18 protein-coding genes are annotated in these 23,449 nt (G+C 62.9%); 17 read left to right on the forward strand and 1 reads right to left on the reverse strand.

Going from position 1 to position 23,449, the window contains the following annotated elements; genetic code table 11:
• Positions 1-3 precede the first annotated feature (3 nt).
• The 7 genes from THECO_RS05900 to THECO_RS05930 all read left to right on the forward strand — a co-directional run bounded on the left by THECO_RS05900 (position 4) and on the right by THECO_RS05930 (position 8,976).
• Positions 4-924 carry an ABC transporter permease gene (locus tag THECO_RS05900; RefSeq protein ID WP_052835971.1) on the forward strand — a complete coding sequence of 307 codons (921 nt, stop codon included), beginning with the start codon at positions 4-6 and terminating at the stop codon, positions 922-924.
• Positions 925-954: 30 nt separating this feature from the next.
• The gene (locus THECO_RS05905) at positions 955-1,836 is read left to right on the forward strand and encodes a carbohydrate ABC transporter permease (protein ID WP_015254140.1); all 882 of its coding nucleotides are present in this window, start codon (positions 955-957) and stop codon (positions 1,834-1,836) included.
• 49 nt (positions 1,837-1,885) lie between these two features.
• The gene (locus THECO_RS05910; RefSeq protein ID WP_015254141.1) at positions 1,886-3,514 is read left to right on the forward strand and encodes an extracellular solute-binding protein; all 1,629 of its coding nucleotides are present in this window, start codon (positions 1,886-1,888) and stop codon (positions 3,512-3,514) included.
• 200 nt (positions 3,515-3,714) lie between these two features.
• Positions 3,715-6,036, forward strand: a complete 2,322-nt coding sequence (locus tag THECO_RS05915) for a helix-turn-helix domain-containing protein (RefSeq protein WP_015254142.1) — start codon at positions 3,715-3,717, stop codon at positions 6,034-6,036.
• A 57-nt stretch (positions 6,037-6,093) separates the two neighbouring features.
• Positions 6,094-7,356 (forward strand): hypothetical protein, encoded by a 1,263-nt coding sequence (locus THECO_RS05920; protein ID WP_015254143.1) that lies wholly within the window; start codon positions 6,094-6,096, stop codon positions 7,354-7,356.
• Positions 7,357-7,382: 26 nt separating this feature from the next.
• Positions 7,383-8,075 carry a rhamnogalacturonan acetylesterase gene (locus THECO_RS05925; protein WP_015254144.1) on the forward strand — a complete coding sequence of 231 codons (693 nt, stop codon included), beginning with the start codon at positions 7,383-7,385 and terminating at the stop codon, positions 8,073-8,075.
• Positions 8,076-8,175: 100 nt separating this feature from the next.
• Positions 8,176-8,976: a polysaccharide deacetylase family protein gene (locus THECO_RS05930; protein WP_041853824.1), complete on the forward strand. Its 801-nt coding sequence runs from the start codon at positions 8,176-8,178 to the stop codon at positions 8,974-8,976.
• A 204-nt stretch (positions 8,977-9,180) separates the two neighbouring features.
• Here THECO_RS05930 and THECO_RS05935 read toward each other — a convergent pair whose 3' ends face one another.
• The gene (locus THECO_RS05935; RefSeq protein ID WP_015254146.1) at positions 9,181-10,344 is read right to left on the reverse strand and encodes an acyl-CoA dehydrogenase family protein; all 1,164 of its coding nucleotides are present in this window, start codon (positions 10,342-10,344) and stop codon (positions 9,181-9,183) included.
• Between the two features lie 238 nt (positions 10,345-10,582).
• Here THECO_RS05935 and THECO_RS05940 point away from each other — a divergent pair, with 238 nt between their 5' ends.
• The 10 genes from THECO_RS05940 to THECO_RS05985 all read left to right on the forward strand — a co-directional run bounded on the left by THECO_RS05940 (position 10,583) and on the right by THECO_RS05985 (position 23,380).
• Positions 10,583-11,638, forward strand: coding sequence for a Gfo/Idh/MocA family protein (locus THECO_RS05940; RefSeq protein WP_015254147.1), 1,056 nt, complete (start codon positions 10,583-10,585; stop codon positions 11,636-11,638).
• Positions 11,639-11,671: 33 nt separating this feature from the next.
• Positions 11,672-12,556, forward strand: coding sequence for a sugar phosphate isomerase/epimerase family protein (locus THECO_RS05945; protein WP_015254148.1), 885 nt, complete (start codon positions 11,672-11,674; stop codon positions 12,554-12,556).
• A 22-nt stretch (positions 12,557-12,578) separates the two neighbouring features.
• Positions 12,579-13,442, forward strand: coding sequence for a sugar phosphate isomerase/epimerase family protein (locus THECO_RS05950; protein ID WP_015254149.1), 864 nt, complete (start codon positions 12,579-12,581; stop codon positions 13,440-13,442).
• Complete coding sequence (locus THECO_RS05955) at positions 13,435-14,370, forward strand: Gfo/Idh/MocA family protein (protein ID WP_015254150.1); 936 nt, start codon at positions 13,435-13,437, stop codon at positions 14,368-14,370. The genes THECO_RS05950 and THECO_RS05955 overlap by 8 nt, the downstream gene beginning before the upstream one ends.
• Before the next feature lie 236 nt (positions 14,371-14,606).
• Positions 14,607-16,604 carry an outer membrane protein assembly factor BamB family protein gene (locus THECO_RS05960; RefSeq protein ID WP_015254151.1) on the forward strand — a complete coding sequence of 666 codons (1,998 nt, stop codon included), beginning with the start codon at positions 14,607-14,609 and terminating at the stop codon, positions 16,602-16,604.
• Positions 16,605-16,750: 146 nt separating this feature from the next.
• Positions 16,751-17,707 carry an ABC transporter permease gene (locus THECO_RS05965; RefSeq protein WP_015254152.1) on the forward strand — a complete coding sequence of 319 codons (957 nt, stop codon included), beginning with the start codon at positions 16,751-16,753 and terminating at the stop codon, positions 17,705-17,707.
• Positions 17,708-17,732: 25 nt separating this feature from the next.
• Positions 17,733-18,614, forward strand: coding sequence for a carbohydrate ABC transporter permease (locus THECO_RS05970; RefSeq protein WP_015254153.1), 882 nt, complete (start codon positions 17,733-17,735; stop codon positions 18,612-18,614).
• Between the two features lie 182 nt (positions 18,615-18,796).
• A complete protein-coding gene (locus THECO_RS05975) occupies positions 18,797-20,353 on the forward strand; it encodes an extracellular solute-binding protein (RefSeq protein WP_015254154.1) in 1,557 nt (518 codons plus the stop codon).
• Between the two features lie 139 nt (positions 20,354-20,492).
• Positions 20,493-22,286 (forward strand): cache domain-containing sensor histidine kinase, encoded by a 1,794-nt coding sequence (locus THECO_RS05980; RefSeq protein WP_015254155.1) that lies wholly within the window; start codon positions 20,493-20,495, stop codon positions 22,284-22,286.
• Complete coding sequence (locus tag THECO_RS05985; protein WP_015254156.1) at positions 22,283-23,380, forward strand: response regulator; 1,098 nt, start codon at positions 22,283-22,285, stop codon at positions 23,378-23,380. Before THECO_RS05980 ends, THECO_RS05985 begins: the two co-directional genes overlap by 4 nt.
• Positions 23,381-23,449: the final 69 nt, after the last annotated feature.

Genomic DNA, 23,449 nt, shown 5'->3' on the forward strand with positions numbered 1-23,449 from the left:
CCGATGAGCCGAACGGGCGGATCGACGAAGTGGGGCCGGCTCTGGAAGAACCGCTGGCTGTACGCGCTGCTCGCCCCCGGACTGTTCTATTTTCTCATCTTCAAATACGTGCCGATGTGGGGGGTGCTGCTCGCCTTCCAGAACTTCTCGCCGTTCCACGGCTTCTGGAAGAGCGAATGGGTCGGGTTCGAACATTTCCGCGTCTTCTTCACGAACCCGGAATTTTTCATGCTGCTGCGCAACTCGCTCACTCTGTCGCTTTACAACCTGCTCTTTTTCTTCCCGGCGCCGATCATCCTGGCGCTCTTGCTCAACGAAGTGCGCATCGCCCTGTTCAAGCGGACGATCCAGACGCTCGTCTACGTGCCGCACTTCATCTCGATGGTCATCGTCGCCAGCCTCACCTACGTCTTCCTGACGACGGAGGGGGGCCTCGTGAACGAGCTGCTGCAGCAATATTTCGGCTTCAAGATCAGCTTCCTCACGAGCCCGGAATGGTTCCGGCCGATCATCGTCCTGCAGACGATCTGGAAAGAGTGCGGCTTCGGCACGATCATCTTCCTCGCCGCGCTGGCCGGCGTCGATCCCGAGCAGTACGAGGCCGCGATCATCGACGGGGCGAGCCGGTGGCGGCAGATGTGGCACATTACGCTGCCGTCGATCCGCAGCACGATCGTCATCCTGCTCATCCTGCGCATGGGCGACGTGCTCGACAACGGATTCGAACAGATCTACCTGCTGCTCAATCCGCTGAACCGCGAAGTGGCCGAAGTGTTCGACACCTATGTCTATTTCATGGGCATCACCCAGGGCGCGTTCAGCTACAGCACGGCGGTCGGCCTGTTCAAGTCGGTCGTCGGCATCATCCTCGTCATCGGGGCGAACTGGACGGCGAAGAAATTCGGCCAGTCCGGCATCTACTGACGCGCCGAAGCAGCGGAGGTGCTTGTAACGATGAGGCAATACCGTACTCTGCCCGGAACCATTTTCGACATCTGCAACTATCTGTTCCTCAGCCTGTTCGCGCTCGCGGCGGTGCTGCCGTTCATCTACGTCTTCGCCGGCTCGTTCGCCTCGGACGCGGAGCTGACGAAGCGGGCGTTCTTTCTCATTCCGGAAAAATTCACCGCCGCCGCGTACCGGTACATCTTCTCGACGGACACGATCGTGCGCAGCATCGGCGTCTCGGTCTATGTGACGACGGTCGGCACGCTCATCAACCTGTTCTTCACCGTGACGATGGCGTACGCGCTCTCGAAGCGGGAGCTCGCGGGCCGCAACTTCGTGCTCAACCTCGTCGTGTTCTCGATGCTGTTCGGCGGCGGCATGATTCCGACCTATCTCGTCGTCCGCGAGCTGCAGCTTCTGGACACGTACTGGGCGCTCATGCTGCCCGGCGCGATCAGCGCGTTCAACCTGATCATAGTCAAGAACTTCTTCCAGGAGCTACCGGCGGAACTGGAGGACGCGGCCAAGATCGACGGCTGTTCCGATCTCGGCCTGCTCAGGCGCATCGTGCTGCCGCTGTCGATGCCGGTGCTGGCGACGTTCACGCTGTTCTACGCCGTCGGCCATTGGAACAACTACTATTCGGCGCTGCTCTACATCAACGAACCGTCGAAATGGCCGCTGCAGGTCATCCTGCGCCAGATCGTCATGCTGTCCCAGATGGCGGCCGGCGATCTGAGCGCGATGGACCCGAACTTCGAACAGCCGCCCGACCAGTCGATCAAAATGGCGGTCATCGTCGTCGGCACGGTTCCGATTCTGCTCGTCTATCCGTTCCTGCAGAAGCATTTCGCGAAGGGCGTCCTGCTCGGGTCGGTCAAAGGGTAACGGATATGCGATACCATTTTCCACCACACACACAGGGAGGTTCTCGCGCATGAGAAAAGCGAAGAAATGGGCCGTCGTCCTGACGGCGCTGCTGCTGGCGCTCAGCGTGCTGTCGGCCTGCGGCGGCGGCAAGAACAACGGAGGCGGGAATTCCGGCGGATCTGGCGATGCCGGCGGCACTTCAAGCTCCACCGGCAGCCAGACCGGATCGAACACCGGGTCGAGCGAAGACAACCAGGCATCCGAAACGGAACCGCCGCTTGAAATCAGCATCATGCTGCCGATCTTCAAGACGAACTATCCGAGCGACGACAGCCCGGTCGTGCAGGAGATCAACAAGCGGGCGAACGTGAAGCTGCATCTCGAATGGGTGCCGAACTCGTCCTACACCGACAAGTTCAACATCACGCTCGCCAGCGGCAAACTGCCGACGATCATCTACGTGCCGGACGTGAAGAACCCGAACTTCGTCAACGCGGTGAAGGCGGGCGCGTTCTGGGAAGTCGGCGAGAAGATGAAGAACTACCCGTACCTGTCCCAGGCGAATCCGGTCATCATGAAAAACTCCTCGATCGAAGGCAAAAACTACGGCGTCTACCGCGGCCGCGCACTCGGGCGCAACGGCATCAACTACCGCAAGGACTGGCTCGAGAACGTGGGGCTCGAGCCGCCGAAGACGATCGACGACTTCTACAACATGCTGAAGGCGTTCAAGGAGCAGGACCCGGACCGGAACGGCAAGGACGACACCTACGGCATGGTGCTCGTCAAGTGGACCGGCCAGTGGGCGAGCGGTTTCGACATCATCAAGCTGTGGTTCGGCGCGCCGAACAAATGGGGCGTCGTGGACGGCAAGCTCGTGCCGGAGCATCAGACGCCGGAATATCTCGAAGCGCTCCGCTTCATGAAGAAGCTGTACGACGAGAAGCTGATCAACCAGGACTTCGCCGTCTACGACTCCGCGAAGTGGAATGACCCGGTCGTGAACGGCCAGGCCGGCGTCATCGTCGACGTCACCGACAACGCGGCGCGGCTCGACGATGCCATCCACCGCGCGCTGGCGCAGGAAGGCAAGGATCAGCCGGACGTCCATTTCGTCGACAACATGATCGGCGTCGTCGGCGACCACGGCCTGCGAGCCCTGCCGACCTCCGGCTTCGCGGGCATGCTCGCGATTCCGAAGTCGGCGGTCAAGACGGAGGAAGAGCTGGACCGCGTCCTCGCGTTCCTCGACAAGATGAACGAGCCGGAGCTGCAGACGCTGGCGGGCTACGGCATTGAAGGCGTCCATTATACGCTCGAAGACGGGTACATCGTCCGGATCGACGATCCGGTGAAGCTGGAGTCGGAAGTGGAAGGGCTCAACCAGATGCTGCCGTTCATCCCGGAAGATCAGGGGCTCAAGGTGAAGCAGACGCCGCTGCGGCAGAAGACGGCGGAGCTGCAGAAGGAAGCCGAGCAATACGTCGTGCCCAACCCCGCGGAGCCGTTCATCTCCACGGTCTATTCGCAGAAAGGACAGCAGCTTGACAATATCATCAACGACGCCCGCATCAAATATATCGTCGGCCAGCTTGACGAAGCGGGACTGCTCCAGGCGTTCGAGACGTGGAAGAAATCGGGCGGCGACGATCTGGTCAAGGAAATGAACGAGCTGTACGCCGCGGCGAATCCGTAAGCCGCGCGGCGGACGGCAAATCCGGGCCGCGTCCTTCATGGGCGCGGCTTTTGCGGATTGGCCGGGCACTCCCCGAAAAACCGGAAAATCAATCGATTCTGACGGAAAAGTGAACACTTTTCCGCGCCGGGATGGGGTACGATCAAATAAAAAGACGCGCGGGGAGAGCGACCGACGGAGGGGAAGCGGGGGATGGACGCGTGGTGAAGCGGATCTTCAGCCTGCCGGCACGGATGGCGTCCGGCAGAGGCCATTTCTATCGGCGCAGCCTGATCTTGCTGTTCGTCGTATCGGGCGTGCCGGGGCTGATCATCGGCTCGCTGGTGTACGGGCTGACGGCGGGCCGCGTGGAGCGCGAGCTGCTGGACAACCATGTGCGCCAGATCGAGCAGCGTTCCGTCAACCTCGACAACCAGCTCGGCAATCTCGAGCTGCTCTTGTCCCACTGGGCGTTCGATCCGAAGTTCGACTACCGGCTGCGGGAGACGGATTTCATCCGGGAGTTCGACGTGACGCAGGAACTGACGCGGACGCTCGTCGCGATGCAGGGGTCGAACGCCATCGTGAAGCGGGCGGAGCTGTATGTGGGCGGGCAGAGCCCGGTTCTGCTTCATCCGGAGTACATGGCGGTCGACGAGGCGACGGCGGCACGCTACGAAGCGCTGATCCGCTACCGCAGGTTCACCTACTGGACGCACCGGGCGTTCGATCCCTCGCGTCCGGACGAACGGGAACCGGCGCTTGTCCACCATATCCCCGCAGGCAGCCTGGAGCCGTTCGGCGTGCTTGTCTTCCGTCTCGATCCGGACCGGTTCGCGGATCTGCTGCGCACGCTCGCGCCTTACGACGAAGGCGAGACGTTCACGTGGGATCCGTCCGGCAGCTTCTGGCTGTCGGCGGGCGGAAGCGCGGAGGATTCGCCGTTCGTCCGCGCGCTGCGGGAGCGGGTCGAAGCGTCGGATGAGCCGTCCGGCTCGTTCCTGACCGAATGGGAAGGGCAGATGTATGCCGTCTCCTACGGCACGCTGTCGCGCATCGCGAACGACTGGCGGTACGTGTCGGCGTCGCCGATCGGCAACATTACGGCACCGGTCGTGTTCATCTCCAAAGTCATCATGCTGGTCAGCCTGGCCGCGCTGCTGCTCGCGGCGCTGCTGGCGTGGCTGGCGTCGCTCCGCATCTACTCGCCGGTGAAGCGGCTCGTCGCGCTGCTCGGCGGCGGGCAGACGGGTCATTCTGGGGACGAATTTTCGCTGTTCGAGCGGGAATGGCGCGATCTGAACCGCGAGCGGCTGGAGCTGCACAACCGGATCGCGGAGCAGCTTCCGTTCGTGAAGCACGGCTTCCTCCATCAGCTCCTGCAGGGGCATCTGCACGCCTACTCGGAGGCGGATCTCCGCCGCCGCATGGAGCGGCTGCTGCGGGGGACGGAAGGCTGCCGGTTCGTCGTCGTCTACGTCCGGCTGATCGGCATGCTCGGCGGCGAAGGGAAGTTCCGGGACGGGGACGAAGGGCTCGTCTCCTTCGCCGCGGCGAATCTGCTCGAGGAATTGGCCGCGCCGCGGTTTCCTCGCAGCGAGACGATCCACTTCCACGACATGTCGGCGGGCGTGCTGGTGTTCGTGCCGCCCGACTTGTCCTGCGCGGATGAGATCGAATCGTTCTGCGCCGAAGCGGCGGCGCGGATCAACCGCGTGCTGCATCTGCACGCGGTGATGGCGTTCGGCGAGCCGGTGCCGCGCATCCGGGACGTGCCGCTCGCCTTCGAGCGGGCGAAGCAGGCGGCCGGATTGCGTCTGCTGGACAACGCGAACCAGATCATTCGCATGGAGCGGGAGATGGCCGATCAGGAGGAGGCCGCCGAGCTGCGCTATTCGTTCACGCTCGAGCGCGAGCTGCTCCAAGCGCTGCGCACCGGCGACGAGGACGGCGCCCGCGCCCATCTCGAAGCGTTTCTCGGCTCGCTGTGCGGCGGCGGTGCGAAGGAGATCGACGTACAGCAGGGCATGCTGCAGCTGCTCGGCCAGGTGCAGCACGCGATGATGGCGTCGGGTTTCCATCCGCACCGCCTGTACGGCGGAGCGAATCTCTACGCCGAACTGTCGCGCCTGCGGGAGCCGAAGCAGATGCTGCGCTGGTTCATGAACCGGGTGCTCGCGCCCTATTTCCGCGAGTGGGCGTCCCGCGCGGACGCCCGCGTGAAGCGGCTGGCCGGGCAGGCCGCCGAATATTTGCACCGCAACTACATGCGCGACATCTCGCTCGAGAGCTGCGCGGACGCGCTCGGCACGAGCCCGTACGCCTTGAGCAAGGCGTTCAAGGCGGCGACGGGTACGAACTTTATCGATTATCTGACCGAGCTGAGGGTGGAGAAGGCGAAGCAGCTGCTCCGCGAATCGGAGCTGAAGATTCACGATGTCGCGGGCATGGTCGGCTATCAGCACAGCTATTTCAATCGGATTTTCAAGAAGCTGGAGGGCATCACGCCGACCCTGTACCGGCAGCGGAGCCGAAACGCTTGAAGGCGGGAGTTCCAGGTGCGGGGGTGCGCGTGATGATTTCTGAAGGAGGCGCTCTGGATGCGACATGTGGATGCGGAACCGGTGCGGACGGCTGAGCTCGACATCCGCGCCGCCGGCCCGCGCTGCCGGATGCTGCTCGGCGATCTGGACGGGGACGGCCGGATGGAAATGGTGCTCGCGCAGCCGGACAACCGGCAGGATGTGCGATACATTCCCCATCAGGTGCAGGCGCTCACGGCGTTCGACCTGGACGGCAGGCTGCTGTGGCAGGTCGGACGGCCGGACCCCGGCGCGGGAGGTCCGGGCTCGGACTATCCGGCGCAGATCGTCGACTGCGACGGCGACGGACGGCTCGAAGTGCTGTGCGTCATGGACGGCCGGCTGCTCGTGCTCGACGGGCGGAGCGGCCGCGCGAAGGCGAGCCTGCCGCTGCCCGCGCCGCACGCGCACGACTGCATCATCCCGGCGGACCTGTCCGGGCGCGGGTACTGCGGCGAGTGGCTGCTGAAGGACCGGTACCGGAACGTCTGGGCGGCGGACGGGAGCGGCCGCGTCCTGTGGCACCATGAAGGCAACCCGGGCCATTACCCGTGGGTCCGCGATCTCGACGGCGACGGCAAGGACGAGGTGATGGCCGGCTACACGCTGCTGGACCACGACGGCCGGCCGCTGTGGACCTGCGAGGGGCTCACGGAACACGCCGACTGCATCTGGGTCGGCGACGTGAACGGCGACGGGGAGGCGGAGATTGCGATCGGCGGCAGCGCCGTCGTCCTCTGCGACCGGCACGGCCGCGAGCTGTGGCGTTACGAAGGCGCGGTCGAGCCGCAGCATCTGGCGATCGGCCGATTCCGCCCGGATCTGCCGGGCCTGCAGATCGCGGGCGTCGACCGGATCGTGCGGGAAGATGACGGACGCGGCCGCCCGGGGCGGGACGCGCTGTTCCTGCTCGACGCCGCAGGCCGCCTGCTCTGGAAGGAGGAGCGCCGCACGCCGGGCTGGCTGACGATCATGGAGCCGCTCTCGGGCTGGGCGGAGGACGCGCCGGACTTCATGCTGGCGTACCGGCGCGGCGGCGGGCTGCCGCCGGCGCTCTGCGACGGCCATGGGCGGACGGTCTGCGCCTTCCCGCTGGACGGCTATGCCGCCCATGCGGATCTGGCCGGTACCGGCCTGACGCAGGTCATTCTCTATCACGACGAGGCGGCGGCCGTGTTCGCCAGCCGGGACGTGCGGCTTCAGGCCAGGCCGGGAGCCGGGCCGCTGCCGCAGCCGAAGCGGCTGTCCCACGCAACGCTCTATCCCGGCGGCGAAGTTTGACAACACTTTCTGCGAGGAGAGTGAACATGTCCGATCTGAGCGCGTTCACCTTGTTTCTGGCGGGCGACTCGACCATGGCCGACCAGCCGGCGGACGTGTATCCGCTGACCGGATGGGGGCAGATGCTGCACCGGTTCGTTCCGGCCGAAATTAAGGTCGCCAACCACGCGATGTCCGGCCGCAGTTCACTCAGTTTCATCAACGAAGGGCGGCTGGACGCGATCATGCGGGAGGCCGAGCCGAACGACTGCCTGATCATCCAGTTCGGCCACAATGACGAGAAGATGGAAGATCCGAGCCGGTACACGGACCCGGAAGTGACGTACCCGGCGATGCTGCGCCGCTATCTCGAAGCCGCCCGTTCGCGCGGCATGCGGCCGGTCCTCGCGACGCCCGTCCAGCGGCGGACGTTCGCGGTCCACGGCACGCTGTACGAATCGCACGGGGCCTATCCGGATGCGGTGCGCAAGCTGGCCGCGGAGGAGGGCGTACCGCTGCTGGACCTGGCGGCGAAGACGAAGGAGCTGTACGAGCGGCTCGGACCGGAGAAGTCCAGGTCGCTGTTCATGCATGCGAAACCGGGCGAATACCCGAATTATCCGGACGGTGCGGAGGACAACACCCATTTCAGCGAGCGCGGCGCGCTGCGCGTGGCGGAGATCGCCGCGGAGGGGCTCGCGGAGCTGGGCATCCTTCCGTATGTGCGCCGGCCGGCTTGATGCGCGGTGGTTATCCGATTAAGCGGGAAGGATTTTGCTTGTACGGGAACGAAATGAACGGGGAAACGTTTGCTGAGCGCACCATGCGGAGGGATGAATGATGCCGAGAATCGTGCTCGCTTTTCCGGAAGGGCGGCACAAGACGCTGACGATGAGCTATGACGACGGGCGGGAAGCGGATCGGCGGCTCGTCCGGATTTTCAACGACCACGGCGTGCGGGGGACCTTCCATCTGAACGGCGGGCTGCTCGGCGACAGCGGGCGGATCGGCGCGGAGGAAGCCGCGTCCCTGTACGCGGGCCACGAGATCGCGGCCCACACGCTGACGCATCCGACGATCGCGCGCTGCCCGAAGGAGACGATCGTCCACGAGATCATGGAGGACCGCAAGCGGCTGGAGGAGATTACGAACGAGCCGGTGCGCGGCCTCTCGTATCCGAACGGTTCGCACAACCGGCTGATCCGGGACATGCTGCCCCATCTCGGCATCGCCTATTCGCGCGTCGTGCCGTCGACCGGCGGGTTCGGCATGCCGGACGACTGGTACGAATGGATGCCGACGTGCCATCACAAGGACCGGCTGATGGAGCGGGCGGAGGCTTTTGTCGAGCTGCACAAGCGGCAGTATCTGTACCTGATGTACGTGTGGGGCCACAGCTACGAATTCGACACGGACGGCAATTGGGATCTGATCGAGTCGTTCTGCCGGTTCATCGGCGGCCGGCGGGACATCTGGTACGCGACGAACATCGAGATCTTCGACTATATGCAGGCGTTTGAGCGGCTGCAATTTTCTGCGGACTGCCGCGTCGTCCGCAACCCGAGCGCGTCGTCCGTCTGGCTGTACGCCGACGACCGGCTGGTCGAGGTGCCCGGCGGGGCCGTGGTGGCGTTGGCGTAACCAGCGGATGGTGCGGAGAGGCAATATACTGCATTATTACATCATATTGTGCCGAAAAACGCCGGGACCGCCAGATATACTGCAAAAATGCAGTATATTCTCCCGATTTGCGAAAAATCGTCCAAATGTAATGTATTTTTGCATTACATTAAAATAAGGCCAGCCAGGAAGTCCGCTGAATCGCTCCTGACCGGCCGTCCCGCTTCACCGCATCGCTTCCGCCTCGCGGATCGCGTTCTGCGCCAGCAGCCGCATCGTCACGTCATCCATCGGCGGATTGGAGAGGCCGAACCGGACATCGCGGTACAGACGCTGCAGCGGGTGGTTCATCGCCAGCCCGTGGGCGCCGGTGATGCGCAGCGCCTTGTCGACGACCGCGATCGCCGTCTGCACCGCGAACGATTTTGCCGCGGCCATTTCCGCCGGGTACTGCTCCGGATCATACGTCCCGTCGTCGTACTTTGCCGCGACGGCGTACAGGAAATGCCGGGCCGCGGTCAGCGCCAAGTCGATCTCGCCGAGCAGTTGGCCGACGTTCGGCGCATACAGGATCGGCCGGTCCAGCGAGTTCGGCTGGTACGACGCCGCGAACTTCAGCGCTTCGCGACGCGCTGCCAGCGCGATGCCGAGATAGCAGGCGGGCACGTGCAGCAGGAACGAGTTCGGCGCGTGAACCTGCTTCGACGTATGCCGGGCGCGCGCCTCTTCGGGTACGATGACGCCGTCCAGCACGAGATCGTGGCTCGCCGTACCGCGCATGCCGACCATGTTCCACGTCGGCTCGATCACCATGCCCTCCGCGCCGGCCGGAATCAGAAACTCCGCCGGCACTCCGGTGTCCTGAAGGACCGCGGTGACGATGAAATAATCCAGCACGGGCGAGAACGTCGAGAACGTTTTGCGGCCGTGGATGCGGTAGCCCTCCGGCACCCGGACGGCGTACGTCTGCGGCTTGCCGCCCCGGGACGGGCTGCCGGTGGCCGCCTCGGACGCCATTTTGTTGATCAGCGCGCCGCGCTCCACGACATCGGCGAAAATCCGGTCCAGCGTTTCGTCCGGCCACGGGCGGCGCTGCACAAGCTCCGACAGCACGCTCACGTGCCACCCCATGCCGAGCGCGGTTGCCGGATCGGCCTGGGCGATCCGCTCCTGGTACAGCACCATCTCGTAGACGGTCATGCCCTGCCCGCCCCGGTCGCGGGGCACGGGCCATCCCGGATAGCCGAACTCCCTCAACGCCTTGACGAACCTTTCGGATATGCGATTCTCCTCGTCGGCGGCGTGCGCTTCCGCCGCGAAGCGGTCGGCCAATTCGCCGAGCCGGGCCAGCCGCTCCCGCTGCTCGCCGGTCCGCGCGAACGTGTCCATAACCCCATCACCTGCTCCGTCATAGTCGAACTCGGATTCGTTCCCCTGATATTGGCATATTCGATCGGCGGATGTCAAGTATTCCCGTCACAATAGGAGCCATTTCCGGTGCCTGTTAAAGACATATTATGGACTTGTCTTTATATGATGCGAACGGTATCATTAATTTCGGGATCAATACGGCTGAACGACCGGATCAGCGAGGCCGCTCAGCGCACAAGGGGAGGAGTTGAATCGGATGAAGTACAGAATCGGCGTCATCGGCGCGGGTTCGATTTCCGAAATGCATCTGAACGCGTACCAAGCGCATCCTGACGTCGAAATTGCGGCGATCTGCGATGTGAACGAAGAGCGGGCGCGGGCCAAGGCGTCGGAATACGGCGCGTCCCGCGTATACACCGACTATCGGGAACTGCTCGCCCAGCCGGACATCGACGCCGTCAGCGTCTGCACCTGGAACAATTCGCACGCGGAAATTTCCATCGCCGCGCTGGAAGCCGGCAAGCACGTCCTCGTGGAGAAGCCGCTTTGCAAGACGATGGAGGAAGCGCTCAAGGTGCAGGAAGCGGTCAAAAGAACCGGCAAGGTGCTGCAGGTCGGCTTCGTCCGGCGGTACGGCGCGAACGCGGAAGTCCTGAAACAGTTCATCGACAACGGGGAGTTCGGCGAAATCTATTACGCGAAAGCTTCCTGGCTCCGGCGGCTGGGCAACCCGGGCGGCTGGTTCGCCGACATCGAGCGTTCCGGCGGCGGGCCGCTGATCGACATCGGCGTCCACGTGATCGACATCTGCTGGTACCTGATGGGCAAGCCGAAGGTGAAGTCCGTCAGCGGCAATACCTACAAGAAGCTGGGCAACCGCTCGAATGTGAAGCACATCGAATTCTACAAGGCGGCAGACTACGACCCGTCTTTCAACACGGTCGAAGATCTCGCGAACGCGCTCATCCGCTTCGAGAACGGCGCGTCGCTCATGGTGGACGTTAGCTTCACGCTGCACGGCAAGCAGAGCGGGGTGGAGGTCAGCCTGTACGGCGAGCGCGGCGGAATCATTCTGGAACCTGAACTCAAGATCATCACCGAGAAATACGACACCATCCTCGAGCTTGCGCCGCAGATGGACCATCCGACGTTCGACTTCAACCAGGGATTCGCGAACGAAATCGCCTGGTTCGTATCGGCCATGGCGGGCGAGAAGGAGACGCTCAGCCCCGTCGAGGACGGCGTGGAGATGATGAAGATTCTGACCGGCATCTACGAATCGGCGCGCCTGGGCAAGGAAATTCACTTCTGAACATCATAACCGACGGATGGAGGACGGACAATCATGGCAAAACTGGACAACAAAATCGGCGTCATCGTCGACAGCTTCGGCGTCGGCGTGCGGGAAGGCCTGAAGAAGGCGAAGGCGGTCGGCGCGGAGGGCGTGCAAATCTACGCCGTCAAGGGCGAAATGGATCCGGACAATCTGTTCGCGGCCGCGCGCAAGGAACTGAAGGCGTACATCGAGGATCTCGGCCTGGAAATTTCGGCGCTCGTCGGCGACCTGGGCGGGCACGGGTTCCAGGATGAAACGGCCAACGCCTGGAAAATCGAGAAGTCGAAGCGCATCCTCGATCTCGCCGTGGAGCTCGGCACGAACGTCGTGACGACCCACATCGGGATCGTGCCGGACGATCCGAACAGCAAGATTTACGCCACGATGCAGGCAGCCTGCAGGGAGCTGGCGGATTACGCGGATTCCCTGAACGCCCATTTTGCGATCGAGACGGGGCCGGAGACGGCGGCGCATCTGCGCAGCTTCCTCGACACGCTCGGCAGCAAAGGCGTAGCCGTCAACTTCGACCCGGCGAACTTCGTCATGGTGACCGGCGACGATCCGGTCCGCGGCGTCCACATCCTGAAAGACTACATCGTGCACACGCATGTCAAGGACGGCATCCGGCACAAGCCGATCGATCCGCGCTACGTTTACGGCGCCGTCGGCTTCGACTCGCCGGACCATGACCGGATCGCCGAACTGCTCGCGAGCGGCGAATATTTCGAGGAAGTGCCGCTCGGCGAGGGCAAGGTCGACTTTGATGCCTACTTCCAGGCGCTGGTCGACGTCGGTTACAAAGGATACCTGACCATTGAGCGCGAAGTCGGCGCAGATCCCGAAGCGGACATCCGCAAGGCGGTGGAGTTCATCCGGGCTTACCGGCAAGCGTAAACCAGACGGGGAGTGGATGAACGTGAAGCTGGGACTGAGCAGCTACAGCCTGTACCAGGCAATCCGGGACGGGCGGATGACGGTCGTCGACGCGGTGCGGTGGACGGCGGAACAGGGATTCGAGCACTTCGAGATCGTGCCGGTCGGCTTCGATCTTCGGGACAATCCCGATTTGACCGACGAAATCCGGCGCACGGCCGAGGCGTGCGGCATTGCCCTTTCGAGCTATACGGTCGGCAACAATTTCATTGTCGATTCGGAGGAAGAATTTGAGGCCCGGATCGCGGAACTGAAGAAGCACGTCGACATCGGGGCGCGGCTCGGCGTCAGGCTGATGCGCCACGACGTGGCCTCGGTGCCGGTGCCGGAGGCGACGATCCACCGGTTCGAAGAAGAACTGCCGCGCCTCGTGGAAGGATGCCGCCGCGTGGCCGACTATGCCGCGCAGTATGGCATCGTGACGAGCGTCGAGAACCACGGCTTCTTCGTTCAGGCCGCGGACCGGGTGCAGCGGCTGGTGAAGCTGGTGGACCGGCCGAACTTCAAGACGACGCTGGACGTGGGCAATTTCATCTGCGTGGACGAAGATCCGGTCGCCTCGGTGAAAAAGAACCTGCCGTACGCCTCCATGGTGCACGTCAAGGACTTCTACCTGCGGCCGGCGTGGATGGAGCTGGGCGAAGGCTGGTTCCGGACGGCGGCGGGCAACTGGTTCCGCGGCGCGATCACGGGATATGGCGACCTCGACCTGCGGTCGATCCTGAAGGAAATCAAGGCCGGCGGCTACGACGGTTACATCTCGATCGAATTCGAGGGGCTCGAGGACTGCCTGGAAGCGTCCCGCCTGTCGCTGGGTCAGGTCCGGAGGCTGTGGGAAAGTGTCTGAGCCCGGGGGGATTGGGGCAAAGACGCTGAACATCGGCATGGTCGGGCTCGATACGAGCCATGCCGTCGCGTTCACCCGCCTGCTGCATGACGCAAGTCACCCGCATCACGTGCCGGGCGGACGGGTCGTCTGCGCGTGGCCGGGCGGCTCGCCGGACTTCGAGCTGAGTTATTCGCGCGTCGGACGGTTCACGCGGGAGATGGAAGAGGAGTTCGGCGTGCGCATCGTCGATTCGCCGGAGCAGGTCGCGGAACGTTGCGATGCCGTGATGCTCGAGGCCGCGGACGGCCGGACGCATCTCGAATTGTTCCGCAGGATCGCGCCGTGCGGCAAGCCGGTGTTCATCGACAAGCCGCTTGCGGTCACTGCCCGCGACGCAGAGGAGATTATGCGTCTAGCGGAGCGGTACGGCGTCCCGGTCATGAGCTGCTCGGCCCTCCGGTTCACGGACGGGCTGGTCCCTGCGGCATCGGCCGAGGGAGACGCGCACGTCACCGGTGCGGACGTCTTCGGTCCGATGCCCTTCTCGCCGCCAACGCCGGGTTATTTCTGGTACGGCATCCACGCGGCGGAGATGCTGTTTGCGATTCTCGGAGCGGGATGCGATCGGGTCAGCGCGGTCGGCGTGGGGGATCACGACCTGATCGTCGGCACCTGGGCGGACGGCCGGATCGGCACCGTCCGGGGCAACCGCGCCGGTCAGAACGCGTTCGGCGCGTTGATCCACCGGGCGGACCGCGTTTTGTTCGTCGAGCCGCCGGCCGATCTGATGCCGCTCTACGCCGGTCTGCTGCGGCGCGTGCTGGAGCTGTTCCGCACCGGGCGTCCGGAGGTTGACGCGCGGGAGACGCTCGGGATCATCCGCTTCCTGGAGGCGGCCAACGAAAGCCGCAAGTCCGGCGGAAAGCCGATCCGGCTCGGGCAATGAAAGATCGGGGTTGTCTCGCATGCCATCGGGGTGATGGCCTGCGGGCAGCCCCGATTTTTTGTGGGATGGGGAAGGGGCGCGCCGTCCGGGAGTAGGGGCCGTAACGAGGATACCGCGTTGCACAGCACCTCCTCCTGACGATTGCCCCGGTAGATTGTACGATCCTCTCATTGTGGCATTTTCGGCCCCCCGGTAAGATGAATGCAAACGTCACGAACTGCTGAAAGGTGATGATCATGCTCCAGAATATCGTGATCGGGGAACCGGAACTTCTGGGGGAACCCGTAAGGACGCGCCTCGGGCAGGCGGCCGCAATCGGCGTCCGGGACGGAAAGAACGCGGAAGTCTGCTTCGCGGCCAACGGCTCCACGGCGGAATTTTTCTGCCTCGATCTGTGGACGGGCAAATGCAAATTCCGGGCGGAAATCCCGGGAGAAGACGTTGTCTGGGGCATGACGGTCGGCCGGGACGGCCGCGTGTATCTGGCCGGCGACATGACCGGCGTCCTTTACCGCTATGATCCCGCAAATCCCGGTCTCGAAAAAATCGGCGCCCATCCCGCGGACCCGTTCGTCTGGGATCTTGCCCCCCGGGGCGATTCCATCTTCGGCGCGACCTATCCGAAAACCCGCATCTTCGAGTACGACCCGGTCCGGTCCGTATTCCGCGACTGGGGGCGGGCCGACGATACGGAGCATTACGCCCGGGGGATCGCCGCGGACGAACGGTTCCTGTATGTCGGCCTCGGCAGCACGGCGGGGTTGGTCAGGATCGACCTTTCCGACGGCAGCCGGACGAAAATCGACGTGCCCGGCGTCACGGGCCGGCAGGGATTCGTGGAACGGCTGTGGGTATGCGGGAACCATCTCGTCTTCCAGGTGCAGAAAGCGCACATGTACGTACTCGATCTGGCAACGAACCGGATCGTCGATCGATTCGAAGCGGACGGGTACGCCTGTGCGGACACCGCGGACGGTGCGGACATCGCCGCCGGCGGCGCGGGACCGAACGCCGGTCTGCGGCTCTATTTCACGAAAGGCAATGCCCTCTTCCGCTGGGAAGGGGCCGGCGAGGTCCGGCAAGTCGCCGCCCTGCCGATGGGCGCCTGCGACGGCAAACTCCGGATCAAGGCGATGGCGTGGGTGAACCGCCGGGAGGACGCGGCCGGGCGGGTGCTCGCGATCGTGACCTCCTACGGAGAATGCTTCCTCTACGATCCGGCCGCCGGGGAAACCCGCCGCGTCGAGCTCGAAATCGAGCCGAAGCCGGTGCAGGTGCAGGCGCTCGCCGCGGTCGGCGAAGGACATCTGTTCGTCGGCGGCTATCAGCGCGGCCTTGCGCTCTGGAATCTGCAAGAAAACCGCCGTGAATGGGAACTGCTGCATTTTCCGCAGTCCGAGGGCATCGCATCGGGCGATGACGGCAGCGTCTATTTCGGCACGTACACCCAAGCATGCATTTACCGATTCGATCCGCGCAAGCCGCTTGAACCCCGGCCCGGCTTCAAGGGGGCCGGCGCCAATCCCGAATTTCGGTTCGGCATCGGGGAAGGCCAGGACCGGCCATTCGCGATCGCGTCGGGGGACGGATACGTCTTCTTCGGCACGGTTCCCGACTACGGCCTGCTGGACGGGGCGCTGACCATCCATCGTCCGGAAACCGGCGAAATCCGCGTCTATCCGGGCATCGTACCCAAGCAGAGCATCGTGAGCCTCGCCTACCGGGACGGCGTCGTGTACGGCGGCTCCTCGATCGAAGGCGGCCTCGGCAGCGTGCCTGTCCATGACCGGGCGGAGCTGTTCGCGTTCGACGTGCGCGAGGGCAGGCTGCTGCACCGGTTCAAGCCCGAAATTCCCGGCATCGACGTTCCGCCGAAGATGATCGGCGGGCTCGCCGTCGGTCCCGACGGCCTGCTCTGGGGCATTGCCTGGGGGACCGTCTTCGCGTACGACCGCGCGTCGATGCGGCTCGTGAAGTCCCGCGTCTGTCTGCCGAGCGATTACCGGGGGCCCCTGTACCGCCCGCCGGCTCTCCGCTTCGGCCCGGACGGCCTGATGTACACCGAACTGGCGCGGAAATTCGTCGTCATCGATCCGGAGACGCTGGACTTCCGCGTGATCGACGAGGAGCCTTTCGGCCATCTGACGTTGGGCCCCGACGGGGATTTGTACCAGGCGAAGTGGTCGCAGCTTTACCGGCGGAAAGTCGTCCGCCCGGCGGACGGCGGGGCATAACGCCCGAACCGGTGCGGGCGGCCCAAGGCAGCTCATTTTGAACGATTGTATGGCAAAATCGAAAGATCGCCGCATAGGAAGCGGTTTCGTTTGACTCTACAATGGGAAATGTCACGGGACTTCCGGGAGACAGAAAGGGGAACATCATGGACCGTGCGACGCCGATGCCGGCAATGCCGGAGAAGAACAAGTCGGGACTGGCCGGCTTCCTGAAATTCGTGGTGCGCCACCGCGCGCTCTACATCATGCTCATTCCCGGCCTGGCCTATCTGATCATTTTCAAGTACATTCCGCTGGCGGGCAGCGTCATCGCGTTCCAGGACTTCAACATCTTCAGGGGAATCTGGAACAGCCCGTGGGTCGGCTTCAAATGGTTCGAGCAGTTTTTCACCTACCCGCAGCTCAGGCGGCTGCTGTTCAACACGATCATCATCAGCTTCTATCAGTTGATTTTCGCATTCCCGGCGCCGATTCTGCTGGCCCTGCTGCTCAATGAAGTGCGCAAAATGGCGTTCAAGCGGACGGTGCAGACGATCGTCTATTTGCCGCACTTCTTCTCCTGGACGATCGTGTTCGGATTTACGTACATGATCCTGTCGGTGCAGACCGGCCTCCTGAACAGCCTGATCGAATCCCTCGGGTTCGAGCGGATCAACTTCCTGCAGAAGGCGGAATACTTCCGCACGATCATCGTCGGCACCGGCATCTGGAAGGAGACGGGCTGGAGCGCGATCATCTTCCTGGCAGCGCTGGCCGGGATCAACCCGTCGCTGTACGAAGCGGCCAAAATCGACGGCGCGAACCGTTTCCGGCAGCTCTGGCACATCACACTCCCCGGCATCCTGCCGACCATCGTCATCATGCTGCTGCTCCGGATCGGCAACATCCTCGATCTCGGCGCGGAACAGATCTACATGTTCCTGAACGAGCTCACGTACCGGACGGGTGACGTGCTGGACACGTACACGTACCGGATCGGCATCCTGGGCGGCCAATACAGTCTGACCACCGCGATCGGGCTGTTCAAGTCCGTCGTCGGGTTCCTGCTGATGGTCACCGCCAACCAGTTGAGCAAGAAGATTACGGGCGAAGGCTTGTACTGAGCCGGGCCGGTCAAGGTGAGAACATATGGCGATCAAACGCTCCCTGGGTGAAAAAATCTTCGACGCCTGCAACGTGATTTTTCTCGTGCTCGCGTCCCTGCTCGTCGTCATTCCCGTCGTTCACGTCATCGCGGGATCGTTCAGTTCGACGCAGGCGCTGATCCAGAACAAGGTGTTTCTGGTGCCGGTCGATTTCAACCTGGACAACTACAAGCTGGTCATCCAGAACGAGACGTTCTGGAAAACATTCAAAAACTCCGTCCTGCTCGTCATCGTCGGCACGGCCATCAACATGGTCATGACGCTCGTGACGGCGTATCCGCTGTCCAAGAGCTATCTGAAGGGACGCAAAGTGTTCATCCTGGCGTTCGTGTTCACGATGATTTTCCACGCGCCGCTCATTCCGTCCTACATTCTGATCCGGAACCTCGGCCTGCTCGACACGTTCTGGGCGCTTGTCGTTCCGCCGGCGATCGGGATGTTCAACCTGATCATGTGCATCACGTTTTTCCGTTCGCTGCCCGAGGAGCTGTTCGAGGCGGCCCGCGTGGACGGCATGGGCGAATACCGCATCCTGTGGAAAATCGCCGTGCCGCTCTCGATGCCGATCGTCGTGACGCTGCTGCTTTTCTACGCGGTCAATCACTGGAACAGCTACTTCAACGCGCTCATTTACATCACGGACCGGAAATTGTACCCGCTGCAGCTGTATCTGTACCATCTGCTCGCGGAAGCGAACGCGATCGACAACTATCGCGGCGTCAACACGCTTGCCAGCCTCGACACGTCGCCGCAAGGGCTGCAGCTCGCCACGATCGTCGTCGCGACGGTGCCGATCGTCATCATCTATCCGTTCCTGCAGAAGCATTTCATCAAGGGCGCCATGCTCGGTTCGCTGAAAGAATAGCAAGTACTTCATCCGGAGTATGTTCGGGCGCAGGACCGGTCATCTGCCCGTCCGCGTCCGATCGAATACGACTACTCTTGCTGGAGGTGCATGCGCGACCGGAAACGGAACAGACACTTGCCGCCAACGGAGATGGACTTGAAGCATCTGGATTTGCATCCAACCATGGAGGGAAGTCATTCATGAACAAGTGGAAAAGGTTTGCCATTCTGGGGGTTGCACTCATGCTGCTGTTCTCCGCCGCCGCCTGCTCGTCCGGCAGCAAAAACAACGGCGGAAGCGCGTCCTCGTCCGGTTCGGATTCCGGCTCCCCGGGCGAAACGGCGGAAATTCCGACGATCAAGATTCTGACCACCGACCTTGCGAAGGTGGCGCCGGAAGATCCGTCGAAGGACCGGACGGTCCAATACATGGAGGAGAAATCCGGCGTCGATCTGGACATCACGTTCATCGCGAACGCGAACTACCAGGAGCAGGTGCAGCTCAAGTTCGCCGCGAACGAGAAGTTCGACGCGTTCCTCGGAACGGGACTGAACAGCGGCGCCGCATCGTTCGCGCGGGAAAAGCTGCTGCCGCTCAACGATCTCATTGATCAATACGGTCCGAACCTGAAGAAGAACATTCCGCAGGAAGCCTGGGACGCCGTCACCGTCGACGGCCAGATCCTCGGCATCCCGCAGCCGTCCTATGTCCAATCGAGCCGCATCCTGTACGTGCGCCAGGACTGGATGGACAAGCTGGGCATGACGGAATATCCTAAGACGTCCGGCGAATTCCTGGACATGCTGCGCGCGTTCCGCGACAACGACATGAACGGCAACGGCGACAACTCCGACGAGCTGCCGTTCTCCACGCGCCAGGGCTTCAACTGGGTCATGGACCCGATCTGGGGCATGTGGGGCCTTTCGCCGCTGGGCGGCTATGAATACAACGGCGAAGTGGTGCCGGGCTTTGCGCATCCGCGCTTCAAGGAGCCGCTCAGGCTGCTGCAGACGATGTATCAGGAAGGTCTCCTGGATTCCGAGTTCCTGACGAACTCGTCCTCGATCTGGGCGCAAAAGTTCGAATCCGGCCGCGTCGGCGTCCTCGGCTTCCAGCCGGAATCCGCCTGGGCGTTCCACAAGCGGATCTATGACAACGCGGGCGACCCGAACGTGAACCTGATGGCGATGCCGACGCCGCGCGGCGAAGGCTGGGACGGCCCGGTGGGCGCCGAAATCTACACGATCGCCCGCACCTATCACGTCACGACGGATTCGAAAAATCCGGAAGCGGTCATCAAGTTCTTCGACTGGGTCCTGAGCGAAGAAGGCCAGATCTTCACCGAGCTGGGCATCGAAGGGCTGAACTACACGATCGACGCAAACGGCAACATCGTGTACGACGCCGAGTCGGAAGCCCGGGAGCAGACGGAATGGCGCGACGTATTCCGGATGCACGGCTTCAACGAAACGGCGTTCGCAGCGAAGTATCCGGGCGAGCAGGGCGAGAAGCTGCGCCATGCGTACGATATTTCGGCATCGGAAGGCTTCCGTTCCCTGACGGTGGACATGCCGCCGCTCGATCAGGAGCTGCAGAACATCCTCGAGAACTCGTTCCAGGAAAAGGCGGCGGAAATCGTCGTCAACAACCTGCCCGTCGACGAAACGTGGGACAAATTCATCGAAACGTGGCGCAAGCAAGGCGGCGACCGTTTGATCGAAGCCATGACGACGTGGTATAACGAGAACAAGTCCTGATCGCCGCCGCGGGCGGAACCGGCAAAATCCGACAATCCACCTTTGCCGTTGGAACCGGAAAGAAGAGGGGAGAGCCATCTCCCTTTCTTCTTTTTCGCTTTTCTGAAATCCGGCTGCATCATCCGGGAGTGAGACCGCCATGAACGTGCTGGATGCGATTCGCCGATCGATCAAATGGAAACTCGTGACGCTGCTTGCTGCCGTGCTGCTGGCCGTCATCCTGCTGGTCGTGTATCTGACCTACCGGATCACCTCCGAGACCGTCATCCGCGACGCGGAAGTGATCAGCAGCCAAATGCTCAAGCAGGTCAATCTGAACCTGAACCAGTATCTGAACGGCTACAAGCAGAGTTTCCTTTCCATCGCTTCGAACCGGGACACCGAGAAGTGGTTTACGATTGGCGCCGGCGACGACCTCGGATCGTACGTCGCGTTCCAGGAGATCGTCCGCAACTATTTGCAGGTGTTCATCTACCATCATCCCGAAGTGATGTCCCTGACGTTCTACAACCTGAACGGCAACGAAATGCACTTCACGAACCAGGACGAACTCCGGGCGGATTACACGTTCAGGGCCGAGGACTACATCGAGCGGCTCGGAGCCGAAAGCGACATTTACCATGAGATCACCTTCCCGGAACACTACAGGCGGTCGACCCAGCCGGTGTTGACGATGGTCAAGCGGGTGGCATTCGGCCGGCGGGCGGGGTACATCAAGCTCGACGTGGACCTCGGGCCCGCCCTGGCGATCGTGACGGACACCGATCTGGGATTGTCCGGAAAGACGATGGTGACCGACGGGAAGGGAGAAATCATCGTCCATCCGGATCTGTCCAGGGTGAAAACTTACGCGGACGCCGACATCATCGCCCGCCTCGGGGAAACGAGCGGAACGTTCTACCGGAAGGACAGCCGGGAGATCGTCATGTTCCAGACCGTCCCGGCCACGGGATGGAAAGTGATGGCCGTCATTCCGTATTACGAGTTCGCGGAGAACGAACTGAACATCCGGCGGGTCACCATCGCGACCGTCCTGATCGGTCTCGTGCTGGCACTGGCGGTCGTATTCGCGGTCGTGTCCTCCGCCACGCACAGGATCGGAACGCTCAGATCGGCAATCAGCCGCGTCAAGATCGGCGATCTGGGCGTGCGGGTGCCGGCCGGGGGGAGCGACGAACTGGCGGATCTCGGGCACGCGTTCAACCTGATGCTCGACCGGCTGAACGATTCGGTGCAGGAGCTTGCGGAGACGCGGATGCGCCAGCAGGAGGCGACGATGTCGGCGCTCCAGTCGCAGATCGATTCCCATTTTCTCTACAACAGCCTGGAGACGATCAACGCGATGGCGGACCTGGCGGGTCACCGGGAGATCGAGCGGATCGCGGTGGCGCTGTCGCGGATGCTCCGCTACACGTCCGACTACCGGCAAATGTTTGTCACCGTCGAGGATGAGCTTCAGCATCTGAAGCATTACCTGGAAATTTGCCGGATCCGGTTCGGCGAGAAATTGAGCTATGCGATTGAAGCCGAAGACGACTGCAGGCGGTCGAAGTGCCTCAAGGCGATCATCCAGCCGCTCGCCGAAAACAGCATCCGCCACAATCTCGACCTGAACGGACGGCCGCTTCGGCTCGAGATCAAGGTCCGGCGCGCGGATTCCGGACATGTGCGGATCGACATTCTGGACGACGGGACCGGCTTTGCGCCGGAGAAACTCCGCGAGCTGCGGGAGAAAATCGCGTGCATGAGCTCGCGGGCGCTCGGCGAACACGCGGGCGGCGTCGGGCTGCTCAACGTCCATTCCCGGATCCGGGTCTGCCACGCGGCGGATCCGCTTGCCGGCGTTTCCGTCTCCAATCGCGAAGGCGGCGGGGGCGCGGCGGTATCGGTCATGTTCCCCTTCGATTCCCCAGGCAGGGAGGAACCGGCATGAAACGCATTCTGATCGTGGATGACGAGCCGATCATCCGGCTCAGTCTCGCCAAGAAGGCCGGGGAGTGCGATCCGTCGGCGGTCGTGGCCGGCGTCGCTTCCGACGGCCGGGAAGCGCTGGACTGGCTGGAGAACCATTACGCGGACCTGTGCATCACCGATGTCAAGATGCCCGTGATGAACGGGCTGGAGCTGATCCGCGCGATTCGGGAACGCCATCCGTGGATGGGCTGCATCGTGGTGTCCAGCTACGACGATTTCGATTTCGTGAAGCGAAGCCTGGAGCTCGACGTCATCGACTATGTCCTGAAGCCGGTCGATTCCGACGAGTTGAAGAATGTGATGGCCAAGGCGTTCGCGGAACTGGAGGGAAGCCGCAGGGACGAAGCCGCGCGCCTTCTGATCGGCAAGATTCCGCTGCATCGGGACATGCTCGACCGATGGGAGCAGACGCTGGACGCGATGCTGGCCGAGCAGGTGCCGCTGCTCATCGTCGATACGCTCGCGATGATGGAACAATGGACCGTCGGCCGGCTCCATCTGCTTCCCGAGCTGGCCGGAGGATGGCTGGATGTCGTGCACGAGACGCTGCTGAAGGAGGCCCGGGGCGTTCCGGAGCGGGAGCCGGATGTCCCCGAAAACATCCGAACCGCGTTCGAGACGCTTTCGCTTGACCGGATTCGCACCTGGTTCCGGTTGTGCGCCGCCGGCGTGCTGGAACAGGGGGGTTGCCGGCTGATCGAACAGATCGCGAAGCAGCGCAGCCTCAAGGGATCGCGTCTGGCCACGCAGGTCAAGGAATACGTCGACAGGCACTACGCCGAGCGGATCACGCTCCAGGACGTGGCCGACGCGCTTTGCATCAGCCGGACGTACCTGGCCAGCCAGTTCAAGCAGGAGACGGGCATGACGTTCCTGAACTATCTCGTGTCGGTCCGGATGGAACGGGCGCGCGAACTGCTGCTGAACACCCCGATGAAGGTGTACGAGATCACGATGTCGGTCGGGTACGAGAACACGATCCATTTCTCCAAACTGTTCAAGGAGTATTACGGTCTCAATCCGATGGAGTACAAGAAGCGGATGGGGGGCTGACGCGCGGCCCGGCCCATCTTTTTATCGTCTATATAAAGACTGTATAAAGACTTGTCTTTATATTGTGTT

Source organism: Thermobacillus composti KWC4, from assembly GCF_000227705.2.
GTDB classification, from domain to species: Bacteria; Bacillota; Bacilli; order Paenibacillales; family Paenibacillaceae; genus Thermobacillus; species Thermobacillus xylanilyticus.

Coding starts and splice junctions, on each gene's coding strand:
- THECO_RS05900 (WP_052835971.1), top strand. CDS start 4: ATGAGCCGAACGGGCGGATCGACGAAGTGGGGCCGGCTCTGGAAGAAC.
- THECO_RS05905 (WP_015254140.1), top strand. CDS start 955: ATGAGGCAATACCGTACTCTGCCCGGAACCATTTTCGACATCTGCAAC.
- THECO_RS05910 (WP_015254141.1), top strand. CDS start 1,886: ATGAGAAAAGCGAAGAAATGGGCCGTCGTCCTGACGGCGCTGCTGCTG.
- THECO_RS05920 (WP_015254143.1), top strand. CDS start 6,094: ATGCGACATGTGGATGCGGAACCGGTGCGGACGGCTGAGCTCGACATC.
- THECO_RS05925 (WP_015254144.1), top strand. CDS start 7,383: ATGTCCGATCTGAGCGCGTTCACCTTGTTTCTGGCGGGCGACTCGACC.
- THECO_RS05930 (WP_041853824.1), top strand. CDS start 8,176: ATGCCGAGAATCGTGCTCGCTTTTCCGGAAGGGCGGCACAAGACGCTG.
- THECO_RS05935 (WP_015254146.1), bottom strand. CDS start 10,344: ATGGACACGTTCGCGCGGACCGGCGAGCAGCGGGAGCGGCTGGCCCGG.
- THECO_RS05940 (WP_015254147.1), top strand. CDS start 10,583: ATGAAGTACAGAATCGGCGTCATCGGCGCGGGTTCGATTTCCGAAATG.
- THECO_RS05945 (WP_015254148.1), top strand. CDS start 11,672: ATGGCAAAACTGGACAACAAAATCGGCGTCATCGTCGACAGCTTCGGC.
- THECO_RS05960 (WP_015254151.1), top strand. CDS start 14,607: ATGCTCCAGAATATCGTGATCGGGGAACCGGAACTTCTGGGGGAACCC.
- THECO_RS05965 (WP_015254152.1), top strand. CDS start 16,751: ATGGACCGTGCGACGCCGATGCCGGCAATGCCGGAGAAGAACAAGTCG.
- THECO_RS05970 (WP_015254153.1), top strand. CDS start 17,733: ATGGCGATCAAACGCTCCCTGGGTGAAAAAATCTTCGACGCCTGCAAC.
- THECO_RS05975 (WP_015254154.1), top strand. CDS start 18,797: ATGAACAAGTGGAAAAGGTTTGCCATTCTGGGGGTTGCACTCATGCTG.
- THECO_RS05980 (WP_015254155.1), top strand. CDS start 20,493: ATGAACGTGCTGGATGCGATTCGCCGATCGATCAAATGGAAACTCGTG.
- THECO_RS05985 (WP_015254156.1), top strand. CDS start 22,283: ATGAAACGCATTCTGATCGTGGATGACGAGCCGATCATCCGGCTCAGT.